This window comes from Cellulomonas septica (assembly GCF_012396155.1).
Classification (GTDB): Bacteria; Actinomycetota; Actinomycetes; order Actinomycetales; family Cellulomonadaceae; genus Cellulomonas; species Cellulomonas septica.
In genome coordinates this window covers 1-1338 of sequence record NZ_JAAXOY010000824.1, presented here as the reverse complement: position 1 = coordinate 1338, position 1338 = coordinate 1, and the positions used below count along the sequence as shown (strand labels likewise).

2 protein-coding genes are annotated in these 1338 nt (G+C 75.0%); one reads left to right on the top strand and one right to left on the bottom strand.

Features of this window, described 5'->3' with window-relative positions:
- The coding region (locus tag HGA02_RS19535) for a LysR family transcriptional regulator (RefSeq protein ID WP_168681053.1) at window positions 1-294 on the bottom strand (294 nt) is incomplete at its 3' end.
- 98 nt (window positions 295-392) lie between these two features.
- Between HGA02_RS19535 and HGA02_RS19530 the strand changes: the two genes are divergently transcribed.
- Window positions 393-1338, top strand: a 946-nt coding sequence (locus HGA02_RS19530; RefSeq protein ID WP_168681055.1) for an EamA family transporter, incomplete at its 3' end; no start/stop codon positions are given.

Below are 1338 nucleotides of genomic sequence, written 5' to 3'. Positions count from 1 at the left end.
GAACGCGCTCACGCGCACGACGCCCGCCGGACGCGCGAGGTAGGCGTCGACGGCGCCGCGGGCACGTGCGAGCGCGACGGCGACGTCGACGGCGGCGTCGGCGAGCGCGACGCCCGCCGCGGTGAGGCGCAGTCCTCGGCCGACGCGTTCGGTCAGCGGGACGCCGACCTCGCGCTGCAGGCCCGCGACGTGCTGCGAGACCGCCGACGGTGTCAGGTGCAGCGTCGCGGCGGCCGCGGTCACGCCACCCTGGACGTGCACGGCGCGGAGGATCTCGAGCGAGCGGGCGTCCACGACGCCGACCCTAACGCCCGACCGTTCAGTCCGGCTGCATCGTCGCGTCGTGACAACTCGATGGTGCTGAAGTGTACGAGCGCGTCATGCTGCGTGACATGCCCGCCCGCGACCGCGCCCTCGCCGTCCTCGTCGCCGTGCTGTGGGGGCTGAACTTCACGGCCATCCACCTCCAGCTCGAGCAGTTCCCGCCGTTCCTCCTCGTCGCGCTCCGGTTCGCGCTCATCGCGGTCCCGACGGTGCTGCTGGTCCGCCGCCCCGCCGCGCCCTGGCGCTGGGTGCTGCTGTACGGCCTCGGGTTCGGGGTGCTGCAGTTCCTCTTCCTCTACCTGGCGATGGACTCGGGCATGCCGACCGGGCTCGCGTCGCTCGTGCTCCAGTCGTCCGCGCCGTTCACCGTCATGCTCGCGGCCGCGCTGCTGCGCGAGCGGATCAGCGCACGACAGGGCCTGGGCGTCGCGGTCGCGGTCGTCGGCCTCGGCGGCATCGCGCTGCACCGCGCCGGTCTCGACGGCGGTGCGACCCTCCTCCCCGTCGTGCTCACGCTGTGCGGCGGGCTCGGCTGGGCCGTCGGCAACCTCGGCAACCGGCTCGCGATGCGCGCCGCCCCCGGCGAACCCCTGCGGCTGCTCCTGTGGATGTCCGTCGTCCCGCCGGTGCCGATGCTCGCCGCCTCGCTCGTCGTCGAGGGCCCGGAGCAGATCGCCGCGTCGTTCGAGGGCCTGGCCACGACGCAGGGGCTGCTCGCGATCGGCGGTCTGCTCTACACCGTGCTGATCGGCACGCTGCTCGGGTCGGGCCTGTGGACCGCGCTCATGGGCCGGCACCCGTCGAGCACCGTCGCGCCGTTCTCGATGCTCGTGCCGGTCGTCGGCATCGCGGCGTCCTGGCTGCTGCTGCGCGAGCCGACGCCGCTCGTCGAGATCGCGTGGGGTGCCGTCGTGGTCGGCGGCGTGCTGCTCGGCAGCACCCGCGCCGTCCCGTCGTGGTGGTCCGGCGCGCACCGCCGGCTGCGGGCGGGTCGGGGCGCGACGGGCGAGCGCG